Raw genomic sequence first — 21,106 nt, 5'->3', positions numbered from 1 at the left:
GAATTAATGGAAAACTGGATGCAGTCAAGCAAGATTGATGCGGTCGTCGCTAATAATGATGAAATGGCGATTGGTGCCATTATGGCGTTGGAATCGGAAGGAAAACTCAAGGATACCGTAGTAGCAGGCATTGATGCCACACCAGCAGCCTTAGATATGATGAAAGAAGGAAAATTAAAGGTTACCGTCTTTCAGGATGCAGCCGGCCAAGGGAAAAGCGAGTATTGAAACAGCTGTTAAAGCAGCAAACGGGGAAGAAGTAGAAGATGCGATCATTCCGTATCAGCTGGTGACCCCGGAAAACGTGGATGAATTTGCGGCTAAATACGAGTAAAGCATCCATGTTCCTGAGAAGGAAGAAAGGGCTCTGGCAGTAATGAATTTGAATTACCATCGCAAAGAAATATAATGAGTGTTCCAAAACAAAAGCCTCTGCTTAGACAGAGGCTTTTGTTTGTTTTGAAACAACCTGCAATTGCTGGTTTAAATAAAGTTTAGTCACTTTACTCACTACAACCAGAATGGCCATTATTTTATAGGCACGTAGATTTTGCAAATAGGATTGGAGATAATTTCCTCGCTGTACCTTTCAAATGCAGGCCGACCGTCAATCTGATAAACGCGGTTTGACAGCTCAGAAAAGGTGTTATTCCATGCTTTTTGAATGTCTTCTGTTGTGCATTTCACTTCATGAATAGCGTATTTTCTACCGAAGAATTCGCCTTCGCTGACTTTCAGTGGCAATATTTACTGCATTATAAAAATATAATCATTTAGTTTTTTAAAAAAAAAAGCATTGTGTAAAATACGCAAACCATATACAGATCCAATAAAGTGGCAGGTTAAGCGAAAAATAAGCATTTGAGACTGAGAAAATGATCAAGCCTTCCAAAAAGTTAAACTGAAATGTATCCATTTGAATCAGCTTTTTTAAATAGATTCAGTGAGAATGTCCTTAAAGTACAATGAAAAGACCTTATAGTGTAAATACATATTTTCTTTCCTGTCCTATAATTACGAATATAAGCAATAAGATCTTTCTTATTTTGTACAAAATGATAACGATTTCATCATTGAGTTTGACTGAGAAAGATCAGTTTTAAAAGGGGAAGGCTGAAAATTCAATGAAGCGATTTTTAAGTGAGAGAAGACCTTAAAAGTTAAAAAGGTAGATTTAAGCTTGTCTTCTTTTTACAGAGAATATTTTTTCCCTTCGCATTAATCTTACTAAATATATAGGAGGAATTTGATTATGATGAAAACAGGTTTAGTAACAGATATTTTAGGATACATGCCATTCGAGCAAATGCTCGATACGTGCGTAGAGCTGGGAATTGAATTGCTGGAGCTTGGATGCGGCAACTGGTCAAAAGCACCGCATGTAAATATCGATGAATTATTAGAAAGCGCTATCAAACGTGAGCAGTTTATGGATGCTATCCAAAAACGCGGCCTCAGTATTGCTGCGCTGAACTGCTCAGGCAATCAGCTGAACCCGTCAGAAGAAGGCACATTACATAAAGCGGGCGTTGAAAAAACATTTCAGCTTGCTGGCCTTTTAGAGGTTGAAACCGTAGTAATGATGTCCGGATGCCCGGGCGGGGGACCGAATGAGCAAACACCAAACTGGATCACACACCCGATCCTGCCGCAGCATTTTAACATGCTTGACTGGCAGTGGAATGAAGTAGCGCTTCCTTACTGGGAGAAAGCGGTGAAATCAGCGAAAGAATACGGCGTTCAGAAAATTGCCATTGAAAACCTTGGCTACAACCTCGTTCATAACGCAGAAACATTGTTGAAGCTGCGTAAGGAAGTCGGCAGCATGGTCGGTATGAACCTTGATCCGAGCCACTTGTTCTGGATGGGCGGCGACCCCATTGCGGCAGCACGGACGCTTGGAGACGCAATCTACCATGTTCATGCGAAGGATGTACGATTAGAGCGCGGAATTGTGGATGCACAGGGATTGATTGATGTGAAGCCAATGGAAAGCTTTGCGTCCCGTTCATGGAACTATGTAGCGCTTGGCTACGGGCACGATGCAGCTTATTGGAAAGAATTCTTCACGGTTGTGAAGATGACTGGATACGAAGGACCGGTCGTGCTTGAAATGGAAGATTTAACGATGGAGCCGCTGACAGGTGTGAAAAAATCAATGGATATATTGAAAGAAACATTGCCAAGAGACTTCGAAACAAAACTACGTACGGTACTTGTTAACTGATCTATAGGCATAAAAAAAGGATTATGACGGCCACGGAAAAGCATTACACTTGAAGGGAGAGATTTATATGAGTGAACAGAGAAATCAGAAGTCGTTTTTAACTACTATTATTGTTATTTCTACGTTCGGCGGGCTTCTCTTCGGATACGATACCGGGGTGATCAATGGTGCTTTGCCTTTCATGTCAGAAGCGCTGGGGCTTAACTCATTTACGGAAGGTCTTGTCGCAAGCTCTTTGCTTTTTGGGGCTGCATTGGGTGCCGTAGTGGGTGGCAGGCTGTCTGATCACAATGGGCGTCGAAAAAATATTTTATACCTGGCCGTATTCTTCTTTATTGGGGCTCTGGGATGTACACTTGCTCCTAACGTCACGGCCATGGTCATTTTCCGCTTCTTGTTAGGGCTTGCCGTTGGCGGTGCATCGGTAACCGTTCCGACTTATTTAGCTGAAATCTCTCCAGTGGAGAGCAGGGGGCGAATGGTGACGCAAAACGAATTGATGATCGTTGGCGGTCAGCTGCTGGCTTTTGTCTGCAATGCTGCCTTGGGCAATATGATGTCTGACAACATTCACGTTTGGCGTTACATGCTTGCCATCGCAGCGCTGCCAGCTGTATTCCTGTTTGTTGGGATGATCAGAATGCCAGAGAGTCCGCGCTGGCTTCTTTCAAAAGGGAAAGACGAAGAAGCCCTGGTGGTTCTTCGAAAAATACGTACAGAAGAGCAGGCGCAGGCAGAGTTTAACAAAATCAAGGGTACGGTTTTGAATGAAGCAAAAGTCAAACAAGCCGCATTGCAGGACTTGGCTGTTCCATGGATACGCCGTATCGTTTTCCTTGGAATTGGTATTGCAGTTGTACAGCAAATTACGGGTGTTAACTCGATTATGTATTATGGTACTGAAATTCTAAAAGATGCAGGCTTTCAAACAGAAGCAGCCTTGATAGCCAACATTGCCAATGGTTTAATTTCGGTGATTGCTGTTTGTGTAGGGATCGTACTTCTCGGCAAAGTACGGCGCAGACCGATGCTTTTAGTTGGACTTGCCGGCACTACAACTTCGTTGCTGCTGATTGGGATCTTTTCTAACGTGCTCGATGGAAGCGGTGCACTTCCTTATGTGGTTCTTTCTTTGACTGTTACTTTTCTTGCGTTTATGCAGGGAGCTGTTGCCCCCGTCACATGGCTTATGCTTGCCGAAATATTCCCGTTACGTCTGAGAGGCCTAGGAATGGGGATCAGCGTATTTTGTTTATGGATCGCAAATTTCTTTATTGGATTGACGTTTCCTGTGCTGCTCGAAAACATCGGCTTATCGACGACTTTCTTTTTCTTCACGGCTATGGGTCTTGCCGCAATTGCATTTGTGAAGAGATTTTTACCTGAAACAAAAGATCGGACACTGGAAGAGTTAGAGTTTTCTTTCCGTTCTTACGATAATAGACAAATTCAAAAGAATACATCTAAAAATGTCCTTTAACGACATGCTTTTTCGTATAAAATGGATATAGTTTATACGATCTGTACGGAACGTTATTATATTCGAAACCGGTTTATTGAGGAGGTTCTGCATGATGAATTTAAGTATGGCTATTCGATCCTTGCAGCGTGGGGCTAATCTTTGTGAAGGAAAAGACCTTTCTATCCGCGTTCACTATTGGGGAGCTGACAGAAAGCATGTGGATACCCCTCTTCATAAACATTCATTTTTTGAAATTTGTTATGTAGTAGACGGCACCGGTCTTTACTTCGAAAATGGGCAGGATTTTCTTCTCGAAAAAGGAACGTTTTTCTGTTCTCGTCCCAACCAGCTCCATAAAATCTATGAAGGAAAGAATTTATACCTTTTATGGGCTGCCTTTGAAATAGAAAAAGAGAATACTTCACGGGAACAGCAGCTATTGTTTGAGGAACTAGCAAACGAGCAAAACGTTTACCTTCCTAATTCGGAAAACGAGCCAGCGGTACTGTTATGGAAGACCTTAATGAAACATGCTGAGCAGCAGTCTTCGTCAGAGGTTTTGAAAGCGATCAGCCTGTCTCTTATGCTGTCCCTTCAGGCTTTATTCTGTGGAGTACGGGATCATCAAAAGCCTCGGCCGTTTTATGACAATAAGGAGCAGATGATCGAGAAAGCCCAAAGATTTATCCAGGATAATTTAGCCCAGCCGCTTTCTTTAAACGAGGTGGCCCGCTTTTTTCATATTTCTCCGCGTCATTTATCGCGCTTATTCAGTGAGACAACCGGTATGTCCTATACCTCTTATGTGCGGCAGGAAAGGGTAAGGGAAGCTTCTAAAAAAATCAGGTCTACAAACCGCTCAATCACATCGATTGCATACGAGTGCGGTTTCACTTCTGTTCATTATTTTTGCCGGGTCTTCCTGCAGGAAACAAGCATCACACCCGCTGAATACAGGAGACGAAACCAAGTTTGAGGAAAGTTCAAACGAAATGCAGTAAATCAGAGTCTTATAAAAAGTAAGCGTTTCAATATGTCTTAAAAGTACAACATCACGACTTGATAATCTAAATACAAAAATAAAGACCGTTCTTATAATGAAATTGTAGAGTTTCGATATTGAATAGGCTTTCTTTTTAAGAAGAGAAAGCGTTCGTAACAAATGTCTGACATCATTTCTAAAAATGGAGAGGAGTTTTCGATATGTTGAATGGTGAAAAAAAGATCGCAAGACCACTGCGCTGGGGAATGGTTGGAGGAGGACGGCTTGGGCAAGTTGGCTATAAGCACCGTATTGGTGCCCTGCGTGATAATACTGCTTTTCAATTAGTAGCAGGTGCTTTTGATATTGATCCAGAACGCGGGAAGGATTTTGGCGTAAACCTGGGTGTGGAAGAAAACCGCTGCTACCCGGATTACCGTACGATGTTTGCAGAAGAAGCGAGAAGAGAAGACGGCCTGGAAGTCGTATCGATTGCCACACCAAATGGCACACATTATGAAATCACAAAAGCTGCGCTCGAGGCAGGCCTTCATGTCATCTGTGAAAAGCCGTTATTCTTCACGTCAGCGGAAGGGGAAGAAATCAAGCAGCTTGCCGAGCAGCAAGGAAAAATTGTCGGCGTTACATACGGATTCTCCGGCAACCAGCTGCTGCTTCAGATGCGTGCGATGATCGAGCAGGGCAAAATCGGCGATATCCGCATGGTAGAACTGCAGTATACACACGGTTTTAGTGCGACAGACGAAGCGGACAAATTCAGCGATGCACAAAAGTGGCGGGTGGACCCGAAGATTGCTGGACCGACCTTTGTTCTAGGCGACCTTTCGATCCACACGTATTACATGTCACAGCTTATCATGCCGAACATGAAGATTAAGAAGCTGCTTTGCGACCGCCAGAGCTTTATCAGCAGCCGGGCGCCGCTGGAGGACAATGCTTACGTCATGATGCATTATGAAAACGGGGCGGTAGGCAGACTATGGACATCTTCTGTCGATGCAGGCTGCATGGACGGACACCGCATCCGTATTGTCGGCTCAAAAGCAAGCCTGGAGTGGTGGGACAGCAAGCCGCATGAACTTCGTTATGAAGTGCAGGGTGAGCCGATTCAGACACTGATCCGCGCCATGCCTTACTTGGATGAAAGCTGCAACGCCGATGAGCGTCTGGGCGCTTTGCATATGGAAGGGCTGTCTGAGTCGTGGTCCAATATCTACCTTAAATTTGCGATCGCAATGGATGCGAAAAACCGCAGCGATGAAGAAACAGTAAAAAATCTAGTGTATCCGGACATTGACGCTGGAATCGACGGCATTCGCTGGATTGAAAACTGTGTTCGTTCTGCCGAAAACGGTGCTACATGGATTGATTATGCTGACCAGCCGGCTTTAAACCTAAATTAAGTTACAAAAATGTTGAAAGCCGGTTAAATCAGATTGCGATTATGAAAAAGTGAAAGAGAACCAATGAGTATTTTCACAACGATATAGATGTCCGGATTTGTTTTTTAACGACTTTTTTGTTCTTGGTTAGCTTAAGCAAAAAAACCCGCCCAGAAGCGGGTTTTTTGTTTTGCAGTAAATAGACCTTCAAAATGATCTAAGTTTCGTTTTCTTTTGTATCAGTGTTCTCATTTTTCCTATGTATCGGATCGTAATAGATTAAGAATATACCTCATCATCTAATGCTGTTTTTTGTAATAGAGAGGTCGTATGTATATTCATATACAAATATATGTATATATGAATATACATATATACAAAAGAAAATATAAGTGCAGGGAGAGAGAGTTGTGCAAAAGAAGCTGTTGCCTAAGAAAGATCAAAGTTGCCTTTCTGGGCATGATGTAATAAAAACGCATTTATATAAAAAAGTAAAAAGGTTGAAAGTGAGCTGAACAGAAAAGACTTGCGTATTTTAAAATAAAAATGTGTTGTATTCCACTTTGGTTTTCAAACAAAAAAAGCCGTTTTTTAAACGGCTTTTTGAGCTTTGTTCTTCAACTAGCGCAGCTTTTAGGGAAATATAGATTATTAATTTTTTTCCAGTACCGCAAAGTAATTTTCTTCATTGTCAGCAAAGTTAAATACTCTTCCTTTATCTGAAGGCATATTGACTATTTCTCCGACTGTAACATTTTTATTTAATAAGTCTTTATATAACTGGTCGAAATCTGCAGTAAAAAACATCAATGAAGGAGTATCAAGATTTAACCCAGGGGACATTTTAGCAACGAGTTCTTTATTTTGCAGCACAATGCTTGTTTCTGCATCTTTTGTTGGAGCTATTTCGATCCATCTCATTCCTTGCCCATTATTCTCTTCAGAAACAACGTGAAACCCTACTTTTTCTGTCCAAAAATTCACTGCATCATCTTGATTGTTTACATACAACATAATTTGTCCGACTTTGCTGATCATAAACTTCATCACTCCTCCACTTTTACTTTAACTATTCGCTATTTGAAAGAAAAATCCTCTTGAACAATGCACCGTTAAGTTAACAGGAAAATCAACAGCCGCCTTTCACAGAGCCTAAACATTAAAAAATTAGCAGCATGCATGAAAAATACCGCCACTTCTCATCTGCCTGCGTACACAACTTAAAAACCTCAAAACAATGAGCTGTCTTGGCGAATGATAAGCGGAAAAGAAATGAATTCATTTAGTTGGAAATCAGGAAAGTTGTTTCCTTGATATTTCTTAGTTTTATAGTAAATCGGATAATGAAATAGCTAATAATCCAGCTAATATAATCAATAATTACAGGGATAATGCAAAGTGGTTTGTTTTTTTAAGTTAAAAAACGTTTGACTAATATTTTGTAATGGCTTACAATCTGATTCAAAGGAAAGTTCTTTCCTAGTTTAAACAGGGATATAAACCATTTTGGAGGGATTGTTATGAATAAAGTAAACATTGGGTTAATCGGTGCCGGGAGAATGGGCGCTTTTCATGGAGAAAGCATTGCTTACCGTGTACCACAGGCTAATTTGTATGCGGTTGCAGATCCGGTTCCTGGTGCTGCAGAAAATTTAGTGAAAAAGTTAAATATAGATGCGAAAACGTATACAGACCCCCTGGACTTGATTCAAGATCCGCAGGTAGATGCTGTGGTCATTGTTTCACCTGCCCGGACGCATGCACGCAGCGTTCTTGCGGCGATTGAACACAAGAAAGCGGTATTTTGTGAAAAGCCAATGGCAGTAAACTTAGAAGAAGCTAATGCCATTGTGCAGGCAGTAGAGGAAACAAACACGGTCATGCAGGTAGGATTTAATAGAAGATTTGAAAAAGGGTTTAAAGCAGCTCATGAAGAAATCGTTTCCGGAAAAATAGGCACCCCGCAATTAATAAAATCAACGACAAGAGATCCAAAACTGAATAGAGCGGAATCTATTCCAGAATGGACGATTTTCTTAGAAACCCTCATTCATGACTTTGATACCCTTATGTATTTAAATCCTGGTGCAAAGCCGGTTGAAGTGTATGCAATGGCGGATGCACTGATTCGTCCGGATTTGAAAGAAAGCGGACTATTAGATACAGCGCTTGTTACGGTGAAATTTGACAATGGAGCTATGGCTACAGCAGAAGCCAATTTCCAGGCCGTATATGGATACGACATTCGGGGCGAAGTATTTGGCTCAAACGGCATGCTGACTGCCGGTGGAATACGTCAATCCAGCATGACAAGATACGACCAAAATGGTGTAAGTTTTGATACATCCCGTTATGATCAGGATTTACTGTTTGATGCTTACGTTGACGAATTAAGAAGTTTTGCTGATTGTGTGATCAACAACACGCAGCCTTATGCGACCGCACAAGATGCACGCTGGGCGCTGCAAATCGCTCTTGCTAGTATAGAGTCGGTTAAAACCAATCGTCCGGTCAAAATCAAGAGCCCTGTTTTCATTTAAAGAGGGGACAGGAGAGCCGCCGAATAGGCCGATTAACGTCTTTAAATTTCGGATAATTCAAACTACTTGATGTGTGGAGGGAAAAAATGGTGAGAGAGTATGGTCTTTGCCTTTGGACATTTGGAGAAATCGCCTTCGAAGAAAAATGTAAGCTTGCAAAAGAAATTGGCGTAAGCGGAGTAGAAGTTCAAGGAAACTTGTCCCAAGATCCAGCTGAATTGCAAGCAATCTTAAGGAAGCATGATTTAAAAGTATTATCCGTCACCCCTGATAATGTGGATATTTCCAGTGCTGATGAACAGGTTCGCTCCAGTGCGGTTCAATATTTTTTGGATCTATTGAGCTGGGCGCAGGAGCTGGGTGCTCAAAGAATCTGTCTTCATGGTGACGTGGGGAAAACGCAAGGATGTGGAGACTCAGCAAAAGATTGGGATTTGCTTGTGAAAAGCTCATCGACGATCCTGCAAAGAGCAGAGGATCTTGATATTGAGGTCGTGTTTGAAGTACTGAATCGTTATGAAAACCACCAGGTTGTTACAGCGGGAGAAGCGCTGCGTTTACTGGACGAAGTGAAAAGCGAAAAGTTTAATGTGCTGTTAGATGCTTACCATATGAATATTGAAGAACCTTGCCCGATTAAGGCGTTGAAGGAGACAAAGGACAAACTGGGTGTTTATCATGTGGCAGATTCGAACAGACAAGCGGTTGGCAACGGACATGCAGATATTAAAGGCCAAATTGAGGCTTTGCATGAAATCGGATATAAGGGGCCGATCATTATGGAAATGACAGCCGAAGGTCCAAATCCATTTACGCCAGTTAAAGACAGGAATTATGTAGAAGTTGTAGCAGGGTACTACAAGGATTCTTTGCAAAAAATAAAGGAATGGGATCTAGCTAAAGTAGGTTCTTAAAAATGACCCTTTATATCTTTATTTTAAAACAAGCTGTTTAAACAAACTTATCTGGGTTCATGGCAATATTCCATGAATCCAGACAAGAAAATCGCTCTCAATGCCCGATGGGAAAGATCATTTTAAAGGGGACGATTAAAGTTTAATGTGTGAGTCTAAGCACCAGGTCATTTGATCATTGAAATGCTATTATTCCAGTAATCGGAAAAATGTTTCTTGGAATTTTCTCTGTCAAATTCATGATGAGAGTGAGGTTGAACAATGAAACCAAACATGAAATATATCATTTACTTAACGGCCATTACTGCATTAGGAGGTTTGTTGTTCGGGTACGATACAGCAGTGATATCCGGTGCGGAACAATCTCTCCAGTTCTACTTTATCGAGAAGCTTGGGTTAAATACCATGTTTCATGGACTGACGGTATCAAGCGCTTTGATTGGATGTATTGTGGGTGGACTGATTAGTGGAGTTGTCGCCAATCGAATAGGGCGCAGAAATTCATTGATCATTGCTGCTGTTTTGTTTTTTATTTCAGCAGTGCTTTCTAGTTATCCTGAGTTTCTCTTTTTTGAAAAAGGGGAACCAACGATCGGTCTTTTCGTTATGTTTAATGTATACAGAATTATTGGAGGAATAGGTGTTGGTTTAGCCTCCGGATTAGGACCGTTGTATATTAGTGAAACATCTCCCGCAAACATTCGAGGAAGGTTGGTAACCTTAAATAATTTAGCGATCATTTTTGGTACACTGCTGGTTTATTTTGTAAACTGGAAAATAGCGGCCGGGCAAAGCATCAGCTGGATCAATGATTTAGGCTGGAGATACATGTTTGCCTCTGAGGCCATTCCAGCACTTTTGTTCTTTTTCCTTCTGTTTTTAGTGCCCGAAACACCACGTTACCTGATCTCAAAAAATAGAGATGAAGAAGCCTTAAACATTTTAGAGAAAATAAATGGATCAAAAGAAATTGCAAAAGAAATTTATTATGAAGTCAAACAAACCATGGATACGCAGAAAGGACATGTTTTTTCATACGGGAAGCTGGTTGTCATCGTCGGAATTTTAATAGCGGCGTTCCAGCAGTTTGTCGGGATCAATGTCATTTTGTACTATGCACCCCGTATATTTGCTGATATGGGAGCGAGTGCAGATACTTCCATGCTTCAAACGGTTCTTCTGGGAGTCGTCAACTTCATTTTTGTTTTTCTGGCTCTTATAGCCGTTGACAAATGGGGCAGAAAGCGTTTGCTGCTTCTTGGCTCGCTTGGAATGACGGTTGGCATGTTTGGCGTAGCTGCTTTATCGTTTGCCGATTCGATGGGAGTCGGAGCATTGGTACTGATTTTGCTTTACGCCGCTTTTTACAATTTATCATGGGGTCCGCTTACGTGGGTATTGGCTTCTGAGATTTTCCCGAATAAAATAAGAGGCCAGGTGATGGCAATAACAGTAGTAGCCAATTGGAGCTCAAATTTACTGATATCCGCTACATTCCCTTCGTTGTTGGAAATAAGCGCTGGTATGACGTATAGCTTCTATGGATTGATGTGTGTGCTTGCTTTCATTTTTGTATGGAAATGGGTGCCTGAAACGAAAGGAAAAACACTAGAAGAGATTGAAACACATTGGAAGCCAGCACAAGCTGAAACGACTGCCGATTTGCGTCCGAAAAAAGTTGGTTCATAAGTGCATGCAAGCTGCTGAAAAAATAGTTTAAGGTGCAAAGTGAGACGGCTATGGACGTTCAAGTGGTTAAAATGCACTTCTTATATGGAGCGCTTTCCTTAAAATGAATGTAAGGTTGGACCCGTTTTTTTATACACTTTTTAAACAAGAGATGTGTCATAGCCATCTAGCAAAAGGAAAGCGTTTCCTCTTTTTCGGTTCTACGGGAAGTTCAAATTGTGAAGATGCGTGATGGTTACGATGCAAAATGACGGGACTTTTAAACAAAGTCCCGTCATTTTGCATCATAACAACAATAAAAGTTAATACAGCCATTTATTTGGTTGTCTGGAAACTGATTTGAATTTAAAATTTTAACATAAGTCTTACATAATCTTAACAAAAAACCTCCTTTCATCTGATATGCTCATTTTGGTTAAAACTATGAAATGAACACTTCGCTGGGAGAGTGAATCTATATGAAAAGAAGAAAGAAAGATTCTATAAGGAAATTCTTACGAGCATCATTAGCGGTAACGGTTTTATCCTCTACTGTTGTTTCATCTCACGCTTTTGCTTCAGAGAATAAAGAAAACCAGAATGCAAATACAGTCAAGGTTCAATTGCTGGGGTTAAATGACCTGCATGGGCAAATCGATACCATAACAAAATTAAAATTAGATGGTGAGAATGTGCTTGCCGGAAGTATGGAGTACACGGCTGCAGCGATGAAACAGAGAGAAGCGGCAAATCCAAATACTCTTTTAGTACATACTGGTGATATGATTGGTGGAAGCCCGCTTGTTTCAGCAGCTTTCCAAGATGAGCCAACTGTTGAAGTGATGGAATCTATGGGGTTTGACGTAGGAACACTTGGAAACCATGAATTTGATGAAGGGATCGAAGAATTGCATCGTATGATCGAGGGTGGGGACCATCCAAAAGGGGTTCCTGGATACGATGGAATGAATTTCCCGATCGTTGCGGCTAATGCGTTTGATACGGCAACGGGAGAATTAATCACAAAGCCTTATGTTGTTAAAAAAGCAGGCAGTAAGAAAATTGGATTCATCGGGGTCGTGACCCAAGAAACACCTAATATTATCGTAAGCAAAGGGAATGAAACCCTTAAAATCACGGATGAAGCTGAAGCCATCAACAAATATGCGGAAAAATTAAAGAAAAAAGGCGTGGAGGCCATTGTGGTACTCACTCATAATCCGACAACCCAAACGGGCAACAGTGATGCATTTGATGCGTCCAAAATTGCTGAGAATGTGGACGATGAGATAGATGTAATTTTTTCTGCCCATAACCATGCAAAAGTCAATAAAGTAGTCGACAGCAAGTTAATCGTGCAATCATATTCATACGGTTCAGCATTTTCTGATGTAGACCTTGAACTTGATCCAGTTTCGGGAGATGTCGTGAACAAGCAAGCCGAAATCGTGACCGTGTATCAAAAGGATTACACACCAGATGCGGAAGTTTCAAACATTATCAATAAGTACAAGGATTTAGTGGAACCCATCAAAGCGGAGGTGGTTGGGCATTCTTTAACCACGCTGTCTACCGCTAAAGCTTATACAGGGGATTATCGTGACCTGCCGCTAGGGAATTTGATTGCCGACGGAATGAAGGTAAATATGAATGCGGACTTTGCCCTTATGAACGGCGGTGGAGTGAGGGCACAGCTTGACGCCGGGGAAGTAACATTTGGTGATTTATTCTCTATTCAGCCATTTGGCAACGTGCTAAATAAAGTAACCGTAACAGGTACTGATTTAGAAACGATATTAAATAACCAGCTCTCTCCTTCAGGATATGACTTTCATGTTGCTGGATTCAACTATACGTACGCGATGGATGCTCAATCAAACACAGCAAAAGTTGTAGATATCACTCTTCCTGACGGAAGCAAAATTGATAAAACAAAAGAGTATACTGTGGTCGTAAACAATTATATGTTTGGTAATACAAAGTATGGCATCGCAGCTGTTTCCCGCGGCATGGAAGTAGGACCGGAAGATATTCAAGCAACGGTCGACTATGTTAAAACATTACCTAGCCCATTTGAATATAAGCAAGAGGGACGTATTAAGGAAGTAACTCCAGTTGCGGCGACTGCTCAATAATAACAATTAAATCTATCAAGAAGTTCTAAACTTAAAATGGATATAAAAGGAGAGCGGCTTTCACCAGCTGCTCTTCTTTTTATTTCAGTCAACTATTGATGAAATAACAACATTGAAGCTTAACAGCGCGATCCTTTCCGAAAGAAAGCAGGAAAAAAAGTGGGGCATTCCCGTTAAAGCCTTCAATTATAAATCGCTTTCTCAACGACAGCATCTTCTTTAATTCCAGTCAAAATGGGTTAAAATAGATAGTAAAGCAGTGAGAAAGAAAAGAGGGGAAAGGGAACGATGAAACCTACCATCTATGATGTAGCTAAAAAAGCAGGCGTGTCCATTTCTACTGTATCTAAAGTGCTTAATAATACTGGGAACCTGGCAGACAAAACAAGAAAAAAAGTGCAGGAAACGATGCAGGAATTAAATTATCAGCCCAGTGTTACCGCATCCGTAAAAAAGCGCATTCAAACGGTTGGGCTTTTAATACCGAGCATTGCTAACCCGTTTATGGCAGAAATAGCGCGCAGCATTGAAAACCATCTTAAGCGGCACGGTTACAGTCTGATGATTTGCAGCACAGACAATGACATTAAAAACGAATTGGAATACATTTCGATTCTAAAGCAAAAGTACACAGATGGCATCATTGTCGCAACAGGACTGAAAAAAGAGAAGTCTATCAAAGAGCTGATGAAAACGAATCTTCCGATGGCCTTGCTTTCAAGAGACGTTCCTTCGCTTGCGGTAGATACGGTGCTGGTAGATGATTATTTAGGCGGTTATGAAGCCACAAAACATTTAATTGATCTTGGACACGAAAAGATTGCGATGATCACCGAGGACGCCACCTATTCAGTCGTTCGGTCAAGGGTTCAAGGCTATAGAAATGCGCTTGAAGAACACGGCTTAACGTATGATGAAAGCTTTGTTATACATAACAATATTTCCATTGATGAAGGAAAAGAGGCGATGTTGAGCCTATTGAAAAAACAGAGTCCGCCAACAGCCGTTTTTGCTTCTACGGAAGCATTGGCAATCGGGGCACTGCAGGGAGCACGCGGGCTAAATGTACAGGTTCCAAATGAGCTGTCGATTGTCGGATTTGATAATACCATTTTATCCACAATCTGTGATCCGCCTTTAACAACGATTGCCCAGCCGATTGATGAGATGGGAAAAAAAGTAGTGGAACTGCTCATTGAAGAAATTGAAAAAAAGAAGGAATCCAAACAGCGCGTCATCTTGTCTCCTAAATTGGTGGTGCGAAACTCTACAGCAAAGAAAAAAGAGCGTTAATATTTTACCTTTTTCTAAAGAACCAGATCATGGTTCTTTTTTCTTTTATTCTTAAATTAGGGGAAAAGGGTGAGTAAAGGGAGTGTGGCAGGCTGAGCCAAATAGAAAAAAATTTGCAAAAAATCAAGGCAAGTGCTGTTAGTCAGCCTGCTTTCCCCCATAACCAATAGATCTTTCAATAAGAAAACAAAGAGGTCAGTCAATCTCGATGATGGTTTCCGCTTGTTCTCTTTTTGGGATAATGACTCTCAGCAGTCCATGCTTAAATGTTGCTTTTATTTTGCCTGTTCCAGGCAAACAAGGGAGTGCCACAATTCTTTCGACTTTCTGTACGGATTGATTTTGAAGAATGATTTCATCTTTATCATTTTGGGCTGTACTAGAAGAAACGTGTTCTACACTAATTTTTACCTGGCCGTTTCTTAGCATATAGATTTGTATCTGTTCTTTCCTGCAGTTCTTCAACTCTGCTTCAATAACCATATTTGAGCCCGTTTCATAGCAGGTTAAATCAGAAATTGGCTGGCTGAAATAATGGCCAACATACTTCATCGATTCATTAAAAAAGGAATCAAACGATTTGATTAAATCTCCAACTGAACCTTGAAACAGGTCAGGAAGGTTTTTTTTATTAAAATCCAATGATCTCTCTCCTTTGTCTTTTTTAACAAATTATGCGCAAGGATTCGGAAAGGAACTTAGTAAATCCTATTTTTGTTAATGATCACAACGACGTCGACCGCCTCCGATATACCTGCTGGTTTCTTGAATTCATTACGCTAAACAGCCATTTGCTGTAGGCTGAAAATCCTTATTGCACAGATTGCATAAAAAAACAGCCAAGTCTGTACTTGGCTGCTGTTCAATAGGAGAGAGTTCAGGTGTATCATTGATTCCTACGGTTTCTTAAATCAACACGTTTGATTTTTCCGGAATCCGTTTTCGGCAGGTGATCAACGAACTCGATAAGTCTTGGATACTTGTAAGGTGCTGTTATTTGTTTAACAAAGCTCTGCAGTTCCTTCACAAGTTCAGCGGAACCTTCAACTCCATTTTGTAATACAATAAAAGCTTTCACGACATTCCCTCTAATTTCATCAGGGCTTGCAACAGCCGCACATTCCAGTACAGCAGGATGTTTCATTAAGGCATCTTCAATTTCAAAGGGGCCGATTGTATAACCGGAGCTGATAATGACATCATCACTTCTTCCCTGGAACCAGTAGAAGCCTTCTTCATCTTTGCTGGCGCGGTCTCCTGTTAAGAAATAATCTCCTGTATAGGAACTCTCCGTTTTTTGGGGGTCTTTATAATACATTTTGAAGAGTGCCGGCAATTCTTTCCGAATGGCAATATTGCCAATCTGGCCTGTTTGAACGGGAACACCATCCTCATCAACGATTTCAATCGTATCATTCAAGATCGGTTTGCCCATTGAGCCTATTTTATGTTCAGCACCCTGCAGCGTTCCGATTAAAAGTGTGCTTTCCGTTTGTCCATAGCCGTCTCTTATTTGGATGTTAAATGTATTTTTAAATACATCGATCACTTCCATATTGAGGGCTTCTCCGGCAGAAACAGCACTTCTTAAGTTTGAAAGGTCGTATTGATTTAATCCTTCTGTTTTGGCCATCATTCGGTATTCAGTAGGCGTACAGCACAGCACGTTGATCTTTTGATCTTGAAGCAGCTTTAAGTATTTCTGAGGGGTGAATCTTCCCTGATAAACAAATCCGGTTGCACCTGAACCTAAAACCGAAAGGAAGGGGGACCATACCCATTTTTGCCAGCCTGGAGCAGCTGTTGCCCATACAGTATCCGATTCTTTAATATTAAGCCATTCTTCAGCAGCGATACGAATATGGGCATAACCCCAGCTATGTGTATGAGCAACACCTTTTGGATTCCCGGTTGTGCCGGAAGTGTAAGCGAGAAAAGCAAGATCATCGCGTTTCGTGATTTGATTGTCGAAGTCTTCAGAAGCAGAATCCATGATGCTATGAAGGTCTGCCCAGCCAGCCTTTGTTCCTCCAAAAGAAACTTTGTGTTCAAGATACAGAAGTTCTTCCTTAATAGCGTCAATTTCATTGGTAAAATCAGCATAAGAAATCACGGCTTTGGCTTCAGAATGGTTCAGCCGGTAAGCAATATCCTTGGCACGCAGCAGTTCAGAAGAAGGGATAATGACAAGTCCTGCTTTTAAACAAGCCATATAAATCACATAAGACTGAATTAAGCGGGTCGTCACGACCATCACACGGTCTCCCTTTTGCAAACCGAGTTGGTTTAACCCATTCGCAAGCTTATTGGATTGTTTGATCAGCTCGTTATACGTGATCGTTTGAGTATCTCCAGCTTCGTTTTCATAAACGAGAGCCAATTTATCGGAACTATGATTTTCAATCTCTTGTGTAATGTTATAATTTTCCGGTGCCGTTAATTCCGTTTTATAATCATACATGTATAAAGGACCTCAATTCGTGTATAGTTATCTCATCTCTATTGTATTATACCTGGCTTTAGTACCTGGCGCTAACAAATTGGACTGAATAAATAAAATATCAAAGTGAGAAGTCTAAAGAATTTGTCAATTTGAGCTTCAATGAACTAAGAGGTTTAATCGCTGGAAGTGCTATCTCAGCTGGGATGAGGTAGCAAGAAACACCTTTAAACCAGATAGATTCCCTTGAAATAGTGCTTTATGGTCTATTATGGGAAATAAAAGAAGAAATAATATAAAAAGATTAAACTGAATGGCAAGAGCGTGCTCTAAGCTGCTGAGCCGACAGATCCTGATTTTTCTGATTATGTATGGCATTTGAGGGAAGTGTTAAAGAAAAACCGCATAAGCTGGCTAAATATTGGCTTGTGTAGCTGCTTGTTTTTTAAGCCGCTGAGCCATGAAACATCGGAAACGAAATGTCCTCAAAACTTTTTCAAGCAGCACGTGAGTCATCTGTCGGACTATTTCTTGAGTACATACCAGCGTGATTATGAGAATTTGGCCGCCTTTTTTCAAGCGCTCTAATAAGTTTCGATACTCTTGCTGTTTTATTTATGAAGAAACGGCCAATACAGATCCGAAATAAGACGTATAAGAAAAGTAGAAAAGCGAGTGCTGGTTCCATTTCATAGGAAGATAAAGAAAAAATGGAATTGGATCATATTTAAAACACTCATTATGCTGTCGATAATATAGTGGAATACTTAGAAGGAAATTTACGATTCTATTTAGGTGATGAACATGATAATAATCAAAGATCTTTTTGCAAACTTAGCGATTCTTGTCTCGCTTTTACTGTTGTATGCCCAGGTTACAAAAGGAACCCCTTTACATCAGAGCTCCTCTATTAAAAGAAAAATAATAGTTGGATTAATAGGGGGCCTGATGGCGAATATCTTAATGCAATACGGGATGCACATTGGCAATACGCTTATTGATCTAAGGCATATCCCTTTAATTCTGCTGGCTTCTGCCGGCGGTTCAGTATCTGTCCTGATTGCAATGGTCCTTGTGATCGCCGGACGTCTATTAATTGGACTAAATCTTTCTGCCCTTATTTCGATTACATTTATTGTTTCGGTTACTGTTTTTTCAATATTTGTATCCAAAACGGGAATTTCCAGAACAGTAAAAACGATCATTATGGTTACTTTTGCTAACCTCTATTTTTCTGGCATCGCTATTTCCTTAATACAAGATAAAACTTTTCTTTTTCAGTTGATCCCTTTGTATTGGGGTATCTCTTATCTAGGCGGTTTTGTGTCTTTTCATACAATAGATCTCCTTAGAAAAAGCCAGATGATGCTTGAAAGGTATAAAACCGAATCTGAAACAGATGGATTAACAGGCTTACATAATGTCAGGCATTTTGAGGAAATGTTTAAACAGCTGGTAAATGAAGCTGCAAGCAAAAATCAGCCATTGTCCCTTCTTTATGTTGATATTGATTTCTTCAAAAAAGTAAATGACACGTACGGGCATAGTGAAGGAGATGCAGTATTAAAGCAGCTTAGTGAAATTTTACAGAAATCCGTCAGAAGTACAGATATAGTAAGCCGGAACGGCGGTGAGGAATTCACGGTAATATTGGCTGACTGCCCGCTAACAATGGCAGCTGAAATTGCGGAGAATATTAGAAGACGGGTAGAGGGAAATGTGTTCCGGCTTAGCGGTGGAGAAAGTATTCACGTTACCGTTTCATTAGGCATAGCCAGCTCTCAAGACAAGCCTATGCATCCAAGTACGCTGCTTGAAAGTGCGGACACTGCATTATATGAGGCTAAGAATTCAGGCCGTAACAAAGTATGCATAGCTTAAAAGCAAAGGTTAACAAACGATAATGATATTGAATGTATCAAACAAGCTCCTATCAAATCAATCGAGATAGGAGCTTTTTACTTGCGAAGTCTTTTTTACGACTAGATTAATCATTATTGTAGCTTTTTAAAAAGTTTGGTCAAAAGTTCTATATGGATATGCCGAATTTCTCTTGTTCAGCAGTCGGGCTAGTTAAAGGAGGAGTTTTAGAAACGTTATGGAAATAAAGATATAACTGTACACTGGAGGTGTATGCATGGAGCTAAGGGTTGTTAAAAAAGAAGAATATAGTTTTATTGACGAATTTGTATATGAAATATTCAAAAACACCAATTATTCAAATGGAGCAGCTGAAAAAGCTTTGGTGAGAGAGATTAGAGAAAAACATTTTTATATTCCTGAGCTTGATTTAGTCGTTGAGGAAGAAGGATTTATTATAGGTCATTTTATGCTTTCTAAGCTTCCAATTAGTAATAAGTTTGAAAATGAAATATTGATGTTATCACCAGTTTCGGTGGCGATTAATAAACAACGCCAGGGAATTGGTAAGTATATGTTGAAGGAAGGTATTAAATTAGCTGCTACAATGGGATATAAGGGAATTATTGTTGAAGGAGATTATCAATATTATCAACGTTTTGGATTTAAAACATCAACTAAATTCGGTATCTATGCGTCCAAAAAAAATCTTCCGCTTTCTATAGATTACTTAATGGCTATGGAGTTGTGTGAAAATGGGATGGAAAATATCTCAGGTGAAGTAGATTATTCAATTTATAATGCATTAACACATTGACAGCGATATAAGAAACAACTGGCATGTTGTATCATCTTTTATCTACGATGTTTTTTGTGGAATTAAAACCATCGGTGAATGGCCAGGCCTTGATTTTTTCAAACAAAAAATCAGCGCGCCTTCCTTTCATAATATTCGATGTAATGGCAGCCGTCTTCATTTTTAGCTGCAGCCAAGGGCGGTTTATACAGATATAGATAAGTCCTATCCTTTATTTAGGAATAGGGCTTATCTTTTTCTTTGTGAGTCCAGACCACCAATGGCTCATGAAAAATCAAATACGACTCCAGTTAATTCCTCGGACACATCCCATAGTTTCCTCATTGTCTTCTCATCATAGACTCCTTTGGCAGGCACTTCGATCGCAGGGTATCCTTTGTGGTTTCCTCTTCCGTCCGGGCCGACGTATTCTCCGCCTTTCAATGTTTCTTCGGTCGCAGCATAAATGGTAGGTAAGGATCCCATTTCTGGTGTCTGGAAAAACCGATAGAGCAGAGATTTCACGATTGGCTGCATGCGTTCCCCTCCGACCTTGAAGAGGTTCGTCGCACTAATCCCCGGGTGGCACGCCACACTCATTGCATTTATTCCAGCTTGTTTCAGCCGGTTGTCGAATTCCTTTGCAAACAATAGGTTCGCAAGCTTGCTTTGACGGTAAAACTTCATTGCTTTGTAGCCTTTAGAGCCGTCCAGGTTACTAAAGTCGATGGATGCTTTTCTATGTGCAATGCTGCTCAGCGTGACCACGCGGGCAGAAGGGGCCGCTTTTAGCAGCGGAAGCAAATGACCGGTTAGGGCAAAGTGGCCCAAATGGTTTCCGCCAAACTGCAATTCGAATCCATCCTTCGTTTTTTGGTAGGGAGGGACCATCACGCCTGCATTATTAATCAGAATGTCGAGCTGGTCAAAGCGCTCTTTGTACGCATCAGCGAATGCCTTTACGCTGGCAAGGTCCGCCAAATCCAGTTTCATAACAGAAACTTTTGCTCCTTCATGCTCTTTTTTAATATTTTGTGCTGCTTCTTTTCCTTTTTCCTCGTTTCGAATCGCCAGTACGACGTCGGCACCTTGTGCTGTTAATACTTTAGCAGCCTCAAAGCCTATTCCGCTGTTTGCTCCGGTAATAATCACTTTCTTTCCTTTCACGTCTTGTTTTCCCAAACCTATTCCTCCCGTTAACATGTTATAAAAATCTATTAATCCAAAAAATGTGCCATTTCCTTCTGTGTTCTGTCCAATATGTAAGAAATCGGTGCTGTCCTCATGGTAGTTATTAAAATCAAGGACTATATGGGAAGAATCATATACAGGAATGCAAAAGAAAGCAAAGAAAATACACTAGTCCTGAAAAAGCGGGAGAATCTT

At 40.8% G+C, this 21,106-nt stretch carries 18 protein-coding genes; 13 read left to right on the top strand and 5 right to left on the bottom strand.

The annotated features are described in order from the left end of the window. The first annotated feature begins 6 nt into the window (after positions 1-6). Positions 7-228, top strand: coding sequence for a substrate-binding domain-containing protein (locus RG959_RS17535; RefSeq protein WP_342798217.1), 222 nt, complete (start codon positions 7-9; stop codon positions 226-228). Further along, the gene (locus tag RG959_RS17530) at positions 197-334 is read left to right on the top strand and encodes a hypothetical protein (RefSeq protein WP_342798216.1); all 138 of its coding nucleotides are present in this window, start codon (positions 197-199) and stop codon (positions 332-334) included. The genes RG959_RS17535 and RG959_RS17530 overlap by 32 nt, the downstream gene beginning before the upstream one ends. A 194-nt stretch (positions 335-528) precedes the next feature. Here RG959_RS17530 and RG959_RS25195 read toward each other — a convergent pair whose 3' ends face one another. Continuing rightward, on the bottom strand, positions 529-744 hold the full coding sequence (locus RG959_RS25195) for a GyrI-like domain-containing protein (protein ID WP_369335187.1): 216 nt from the start codon (positions 742-744) through the stop codon (positions 529-531). A 511-nt stretch (positions 745-1,255) separates the two neighbouring features. Here RG959_RS25195 and RG959_RS17525 point away from each other — a divergent pair. The 4 genes from RG959_RS17525 to RG959_RS17510 all read left to right on the top strand — a co-directional run bounded on the left by RG959_RS17525 (position 1,256) and on the right by RG959_RS17510 (position 6,095). Next, a complete protein-coding gene (locus tag RG959_RS17525) occupies positions 1,256-2,227 on the top strand; it encodes a sugar phosphate isomerase/epimerase family protein (RefSeq protein WP_342798234.1) in 972 nt (323 codons plus the stop codon). Positions 2,228-2,294: 67 nt separating this feature from the next. Further along, on the top strand, positions 2,295-3,707 hold the full coding sequence (locus tag RG959_RS17520; protein ID WP_342798215.1) for a sugar porter family MFS transporter: 1,413 nt from the start codon (positions 2,295-2,297) through the stop codon (positions 3,705-3,707). 91 nt (positions 3,708-3,798) lie between these two features. Continuing rightward, a complete protein-coding gene (locus tag RG959_RS17515; RefSeq protein ID WP_342798214.1) occupies positions 3,799-4,665 on the top strand; it encodes an AraC family transcriptional regulator in 867 nt (288 codons plus the stop codon). A gap of 227 nt (positions 4,666-4,892) precedes the next feature. Then, a complete protein-coding gene (locus tag RG959_RS17510; RefSeq protein ID WP_342798213.1) occupies positions 4,893-6,095 on the top strand; it encodes a Gfo/Idh/MocA family protein in 1,203 nt (400 codons plus the stop codon). Positions 6,096-6,725: 630 nt separating this feature from the next. On the opposite strand, the gene RG959_RS17505 is transcribed toward RG959_RS17510, so the two are convergent. Further along, positions 6,726-7,112 (bottom strand): VOC family protein, encoded by a 387-nt coding sequence (locus tag RG959_RS17505; RefSeq protein WP_342798212.1) that lies wholly within the window; start codon positions 7,110-7,112, stop codon positions 6,726-6,728. 482 nt (positions 7,113-7,594) lie between these two features. Here RG959_RS17505 and RG959_RS17500 point away from each other — a divergent pair, with 482 nt between their 5' ends. The 5 genes from RG959_RS17500 (at position 7,595) to RG959_RS17480 (ending at position 14,624) form a co-directional block, all read left to right on the top strand. Next, positions 7,595-8,614 carry a Gfo/Idh/MocA family oxidoreductase gene (locus RG959_RS17500; protein ID WP_342798211.1) on the top strand — a complete coding sequence of 340 codons (1,020 nt, stop codon included), beginning with the start codon at positions 7,595-7,597 and terminating at the stop codon, positions 8,612-8,614. Positions 8,615-8,700: 86 nt separating this feature from the next. Then, a complete protein-coding gene (locus RG959_RS17495; RefSeq protein ID WP_342798210.1) occupies positions 8,701-9,528 on the top strand; it encodes a sugar phosphate isomerase/epimerase family protein in 828 nt (275 codons plus the stop codon). 261 nt (positions 9,529-9,789) lie between these two features. Beyond that, positions 9,790-11,217: a D-xylose transporter XylE gene (gene xylE / locus RG959_RS17490; RefSeq protein ID WP_342798209.1), complete on the top strand. Its 1,428-nt coding sequence runs from the start codon at positions 9,790-9,792 to the stop codon at positions 11,215-11,217. A gap of 458 nt (positions 11,218-11,675) precedes the next feature. Next, positions 11,676-13,331, top strand: a complete 1,656-nt coding sequence (locus RG959_RS17485) for a 5'-nucleotidase C-terminal domain-containing protein (protein WP_342798208.1) — start codon at positions 11,676-11,678, stop codon at positions 13,329-13,331. Positions 13,332-13,619: 288 nt separating this feature from the next. Further along, positions 13,620-14,624, top strand: a complete 1,005-nt coding sequence (locus RG959_RS17480; RefSeq protein WP_342798207.1) for a LacI family DNA-binding transcriptional regulator — start codon at positions 13,620-13,622, stop codon at positions 14,622-14,624. A gap of 195 nt (positions 14,625-14,819) precedes the next feature. On the opposite strand, the gene RG959_RS17475 is transcribed toward RG959_RS17480, so the two are convergent. Then, a complete protein-coding gene (locus tag RG959_RS17475) occupies positions 14,820-15,266 on the bottom strand; it encodes an Hsp20/alpha crystallin family protein (protein ID WP_342798206.1) in 447 nt (148 codons plus the stop codon). Positions 15,267-15,510: 244 nt separating this feature from the next. Next, on the bottom strand, positions 15,511-17,085 hold the full coding sequence (gene mbcS, locus RG959_RS17470; protein ID WP_342798205.1) for an acyl-CoA synthetase MbcS: 1,575 nt from the start codon (positions 17,083-17,085) through the stop codon (positions 15,511-15,513). A gap of 777 nt (positions 17,086-17,862) precedes the next feature. On the opposite strand from mbcS, the gene RG959_RS17465 reads away from it, so the two are divergent. Further along, complete coding sequence (locus tag RG959_RS17465; protein WP_342798233.1) at positions 17,863-18,945, top strand: GGDEF domain-containing protein; 1,083 nt, start codon at positions 17,863-17,865, stop codon at positions 18,943-18,945. Positions 18,946-19,201: 256 nt separating this feature from the next. Next, positions 19,202-19,741, top strand: coding sequence for a GNAT family N-acetyltransferase (locus RG959_RS17460; RefSeq protein WP_342798204.1), 540 nt, complete (start codon positions 19,202-19,204; stop codon positions 19,739-19,741). Positions 19,742-20,005: 264 nt separating this feature from the next. Here RG959_RS17460 and RG959_RS17455 read toward each other — a convergent pair whose 3' ends face one another. Further along, entirely contained in the window at positions 20,006-20,902 is an 897-nt protein-coding gene (locus tag RG959_RS17455) for an oxidoreductase (RefSeq protein WP_342798203.1), read from the bottom strand. Positions 20,903-21,106 lie beyond the last annotated feature (204 nt).

The sequence above is a fragment of the Domibacillus sp. 8LH genome (assembly GCF_038806185.1).
Taxonomy (GTDB): Bacteria; Bacillota; Bacilli; order Bacillales; family Domibacillaceae; genus Domibacillus; species Domibacillus indicus_A.
The sequence above is the reverse complement of the archived record's forward strand: the minus strand, read 5'-3'. Positions and strand labels throughout refer to the sequence as shown.

Coding starts and splice junctions, on each gene's coding strand:
- RG959_RS17535 (WP_342798217.1), top strand. CDS start 7: ATGGAAAACTGGATGCAGTCAAGCAAGATTGATGCGGTCGTCGCTAAT.
- RG959_RS17530 (WP_342798216.1), top strand. CDS start 197: ATGCAGCCGGCCAAGGGAAAAGCGAGTATTGAAACAGCTGTTAAAGCA.
- RG959_RS17525 (WP_342798234.1), top strand. CDS start 1,256: ATGAAAACAGGTTTAGTAACAGATATTTTAGGATACATGCCATTCGAG.
- RG959_RS17520 (WP_342798215.1), top strand. CDS start 2,295: ATGAGTGAACAGAGAAATCAGAAGTCGTTTTTAACTACTATTATTGTT.
- RG959_RS17515 (WP_342798214.1), top strand. CDS start 3,799: ATGATGAATTTAAGTATGGCTATTCGATCCTTGCAGCGTGGGGCTAAT.
- RG959_RS17510 (WP_342798213.1), top strand. CDS start 4,893: ATGTTGAATGGTGAAAAAAAGATCGCAAGACCACTGCGCTGGGGAATG.
- RG959_RS17505 (WP_342798212.1), bottom strand. CDS start 7,112: ATGATCAGCAAAGTCGGACAAATTATGTTGTATGTAAACAATCAAGAT.
- RG959_RS17500 (WP_342798211.1), top strand. CDS start 7,595: ATGAATAAAGTAAACATTGGGTTAATCGGTGCCGGGAGAATGGGCGCT.
- RG959_RS17495 (WP_342798210.1), top strand. CDS start 8,701: ATGGTGAGAGAGTATGGTCTTTGCCTTTGGACATTTGGAGAAATCGCC.
- xylE (WP_342798209.1), top strand. CDS start 9,790: ATGAAACCAAACATGAAATATATCATTTACTTAACGGCCATTACTGCA.
- RG959_RS17485 (WP_342798208.1), top strand. CDS start 11,676: ATGAAAAGAAGAAAGAAAGATTCTATAAGGAAATTCTTACGAGCATCA.
- RG959_RS17480 (WP_342798207.1), top strand. CDS start 13,620: ATGAAACCTACCATCTATGATGTAGCTAAAAAAGCAGGCGTGTCCATT.
- mbcS (WP_342798205.1), bottom strand. CDS start 17,085: ATGTATGATTATAAAACGGAATTAACGGCACCGGAAAATTATAACATT.
- RG959_RS17465 (WP_342798233.1), top strand. CDS start 17,863: ATGAACATGATAATAATCAAAGATCTTTTTGCAAACTTAGCGATTCTT.
- RG959_RS17460 (WP_342798204.1), top strand. CDS start 19,202: ATGGAGCTAAGGGTTGTTAAAAAAGAAGAATATAGTTTTATTGACGAA.